Annotated in this window: 7 protein-coding genes; all 7 read left to right on the top strand. The window is 40.5% G+C overall.

Annotated elements, in window-relative coordinates:
• Positions 1 to 727 (top strand): ABC transporter permease (locus tag AC52RT_RS00595; protein ID WP_495538955.1); only part of this gene is annotated, 727 nt, incomplete at its 5' end.
• A gap of 11 nt (positions 728 to 738) precedes the next feature.
• The gene (locus AC52RT_RS00590) at positions 739 to 915 is read left to right on the top strand and encodes a hypothetical protein (RefSeq protein WP_413364395.1); all 177 of its coding nucleotides are present in this window, start codon (positions 739 to 741) and stop codon (positions 913 to 915) included.
• Between the two features lie 186 nt (positions 916 to 1,101).
• The gene (locus AC52RT_RS00585) at positions 1,102 to 1,323 is read left to right on the top strand and encodes a mersacidin/lichenicidin family type 2 lantibiotic (protein ID WP_495538954.1); all 222 of its coding nucleotides are present in this window, start codon (positions 1,102 to 1,104) and stop codon (positions 1,321 to 1,323) included.
• A gap of 42 nt (positions 1,324 to 1,365) precedes the next feature.
• Positions 1,366 to 1,593, top strand: a complete 228-nt coding sequence (locus AC52RT_RS00580) for a mersacidin family lantibiotic (protein WP_495538953.1) — start codon at positions 1,366 to 1,368, stop codon at positions 1,591 to 1,593.
• 31 nt (positions 1,594 to 1,624) lie between these two features.
• Positions 1,625 to 1,852, top strand: a complete 228-nt coding sequence (locus tag AC52RT_RS00575) for a mersacidin family lantibiotic (RefSeq protein ID WP_495538952.1) — start codon at positions 1,625 to 1,627, stop codon at positions 1,850 to 1,852.
• Positions 1,853 to 1,883: 31 nt separating this feature from the next.
• Positions 1,884 to 2,111: a mersacidin family lantibiotic gene (locus AC52RT_RS00570; protein ID WP_495538951.1), complete on the top strand. Its 228-nt coding sequence runs from the start codon at positions 1,884 to 1,886 to the stop codon at positions 2,109 to 2,111.
• Between the two features lie 131 nt (positions 2,112 to 2,242).
• Positions 2,243 to 4,093 (top strand): type 2 lanthipeptide synthetase LanM (gene lanM / locus AC52RT_RS00565; RefSeq protein WP_495538950.1); only part of this gene is annotated, 1,851 nt, incomplete at its 3' end.

Raw genomic sequence — 4,093 nt, 5'->3', positions numbered from 1 at the left:
CGAATCATTATATGAAGCAGAGCCCAATGCCCTGCTGATTGTGTACGGACTGATTACCATCATGTTTTTGGCCATTTCAACGTACGGCAATAATGTTGCGACAGCCATCGCATCCGAAAAATCCTCAAGGGTAATGGAGGTCATGATCACCAAAGTGGCGCCGGTCCCGATGATGTACGGGAAAATCCTGGGCATCGGCCTGGCGAGCCTGGCGCAATTATTCATCTTTATTGGCGCCCTTCTATTATGGGGCAACCTGGGGATTTTCGATATTCCTGAAGGATCGTTCGTCCAGACGGTCATCGACACGATCACATGGGGAACAGCCTTCTATATCCTGATTTTCTTCATCCTTGGCTATTTCATCTATGCCACTCTGTTTGCGATTGTCGGCTCGATGGTAAGCCGCCCGGATGACCTATCAAGTGCTACGATGCCCATTGTGATTCTCCTGATGGCCAGCCTGGCAGTGGAGATGCTGTTTGTCATGGACTATCCGGAAGGAACGATGACGAAAGTGACTTCGTATATTCCATTTACGGCACCTATGAGTGTATTGATCCGCATCGTCTATAACACGATTGCGCCAGCGGAAATACTTGTTTCGCTGCTGGTCATGATTTTATTCATTGCCCTGTTTGCCGCATTAGCAGCAAAAATCTACCCAAAGGGTGTTTTAAAATCGGACAGTTTAACACTTAAACAATTACTTCAATTTAACCGATAGGAGGGGTTATTATGAAATTTAATATTTTTCGAACTAAATCACATAAAACACATGTGAGTAATGAAAATATAAAGAAGATGTCAGTGGAAGAGCTGAAAATGGTACATGGTGCTTCTTCATATGTAACCAATGAACATTTATATGAGTCCCTTACACCGACTCATCGACCAAATCCGTATGTTTCATAAATTCAAAAGAGTCTTCTCGGGAGCTTATTGAGCTTTTGGGGAGATTTTTTTGTTTAAACAATTACTATTAAAAAATTGAGATTTTTAAAAGTATGCAATTTTGCGAAGTGCAAAGAATTTTCTGAATCATTTAAAGTAAGAGTTGTAAGAAACAGTAAATAAAAGAGCAGATAAGGAGGTGCTAATGTGTCAAATACAAACTTAACTAAAGAGGAAATCATTGCAGCCTGGAAGGATCCGCAAGTTCGTGAGAAGTTCAACACCTTACCAGACCATCCGTCAGGTAAAAGTTACGGGGAGCTGACAGAGGAAGAGTTAGCGCAAGTTCAAGGCGCTGTAGGAGTAAATCCAATAACAACTCCCCAGTGTATTTTCATCCCCTTAACTGCATCCATCATAATTTGTTGATTTTAAGAAATAAAAATCAATCAAAAATAAGGAGAGATGAATATGTCAAATACACCTTTATCGAAGGAAGAAATCATTGCGGCCTGGAAGGACCCGGCAGTCCGTGAAAAGTACAACAGCCTACCGGATCATCCGTCAGGCAAAAGCTATGGCGATCTAACGGAGGAAGAGTTAGCCGAAATCCAAGGTGCATCAGACGTCAAGCCGGAAACAAGCTTCGTCTGTCTGCCTATAGTTACGGTCATCACAGCATCAATCAAAATCTGCTAATTACAAACCAATCGAAAAGGGAGAGATGAATATGTCAAACACACACCTAACAAAAGAAGAAATCATTGCGGCGTGGAAGGATCCGCAAGTACGCGAGAAACTGGAGAACCTGCCGATTCACCCATCAGGCAAGAGCTTCGGTGATCTAACAGAGGAAGAATTGGCGGAAATCCAAGGCGCAGCGGATGTAAAGCCAGAAACAACACCGCTTTGCGCAGGGGTAATCATCGGTTTAACGACATCAATCAGAATTTGCTAATTGCAAACAAACATAAAAGGGAGAGATGGATATGACAAACACAAACCTGACTAAAGAGGAAATCATTGCAGCGTGGAAGGATCCACAAGTACGCGAGAAATTGGAGAACCTGCCGGTCCACCCGTCGGGGAAAAGCTTCGGCGATCTAACGGAGGAAGAATTGGCGCAGGTCCAAGGCGCAGCGGATGTGAAGCCGGAAACAACACCGCTTTGTGTAGGGGTAATCATCGGGTTAACGACATCAATTAAAATTTGCTAATCTCATAATTTCCGATAAACGGTAGATTTAAAGCGGGGGGTTCCTTCCCCCCTTTATTTTAAAAATAATCAGGGCCTATTTACTGAATGGATAAGTAGTTCGTGATTATTTTTATTACATTATGAAAGAGAGTGAATACATTGATAAAACAAATGATTAACAACGATAAATTACAAACGTCGGAATATAACGAAGAAAAAGTTGTGAATGTTAATAATGCAGCTTCCAACAGTGAGTTTAAAAGTTACCTTAATCAGAAAGTGAACGGAAATATGCTGGATGAAGGTATGGAGTTATATAGCGAGATGCAACAAAAATTAGAAAGGCCAACTTTAGTGGATTTTATTTATCCGTTTGTCCTATACGCTATTAAACAGGTTGAAAAAGAAATTCCAACAGTCCTAACGCTCACTGAGCGATACGAATGGAGTAAAATTAAGCAATCTCTGGCTGATGCTATTGCTACAGAGTTGGTTGGCCTTATTTCCAAGACCGCAATCTTAGAGCTGCAGATCGAGAAATTACGAGAAACCTTAGATGGGGAAACACCCGAGGAAAGATTCGAATCCTTTATCATCAAGCATGCTAGAGACTTGGGATATCTAAATAGATTCTATGAAGAGTATCCTTTGTTAAAAAGGGCCTGTTTAGAACGCACAGAATTTTTCATTAATAATACTGCAACTTTATTTAAAGGGTTAAATGACAGCTGGCTGGATCTACAGCAAAAGTTTGATTTAATGGGAGCCAAATTGGTGGATATCGAAATTGGATTGGGGGATACCCATCAAAAAGGGCAAACTGTAGCAAAGCTGAATTATTCAAATGAAAAGTCCATTATGTACAAACCAAAATCCTTGGATATTGTTGAAAAGTATAATGAATTGATTCTATGGATTAATCAACACGATGCTGATATCAATTTGCCGACTTATAAAGTATTGGACTACGGAGAATATGGATTTGAAGAGTGTATCCTTCATAAAGGCTGTGGATCAGAAGAAGAGGTAAAGAAATATTATGAACGCTTTGGGCAGCTGGTCGGATTAATGCATATGATTAATGGTGCAGATATGCACTATGAAAATATTATTGCTAATGGAGAATACCCATATTTAATTGATTTAGAGACTATTTTTCACCAATACCCGGAATTGGATTTTCCAGACACGGCTGAGGTTAAATTGAAATATGTTCAAAGCAGATCGGTATTGGGAACAGGTTTGCTGCCTCAGACATTATTCCAGAATGCGGATGGAAGAGGCGTCGATTTAAGTGGTTTAAACGGGGAAGTTCAAAGATTGCCATTCCCGGTATTACAAATAGATCAAGCAAACACAGATGAAATGGTTTTTAAGATGAAAGAGGTCTTTACTGCAGGAGCCAAAAATATGCCCTATTTAAATGGGCAAAAAGTAGATGCGCAGGCGTATTTATCCCACATTGTCGATGGATACGAGCGGATGATGCACTTCATTTTGAATTTTAAGAAGCAACTTATTGAAGGGCCTATTCAGCGCTTTGCAGATAGCAAAATTAGAATCATCCTAAGAGCTACACAACAGTATGCCAATTTTTTAATGGAGGCTACACATCCTGATTATTCAGCGCAGGCAGCGGCATTGGAACAATTGTTTGAGCGCTTATGGCTATATCCATTTAAAGACACTCGGGTAGTACCTCATGAATTGAGAGACCTATTACAAAGGGATATTCCCTACTTCTATACGACTGTTAACAGCAAAGCCCTATATACCAGCCATCATGAGAGTGTTCCTGACTTCTTTGAGAAAACAGGGCTGGAAATAGTAATCGAAAAAATCAACAATCTATCTGAAAAAGAAATTCAAAATCAAAAAAGGTGGCTCGTCTTAGCCATTGGAATGGATGCCCAGAATATGAATGCTTCCGGGGAGATGGATAAAAAACCGGTCTCCAGTACTCAGGAGTCCACATTAAAGGACTTTGCATGTCAAATAGGA

Source organism: Peribacillus sp. (assembly GCF_059453735.1).
This window is presented reverse-complemented; position numbering and strand designations above follow the sequence as displayed.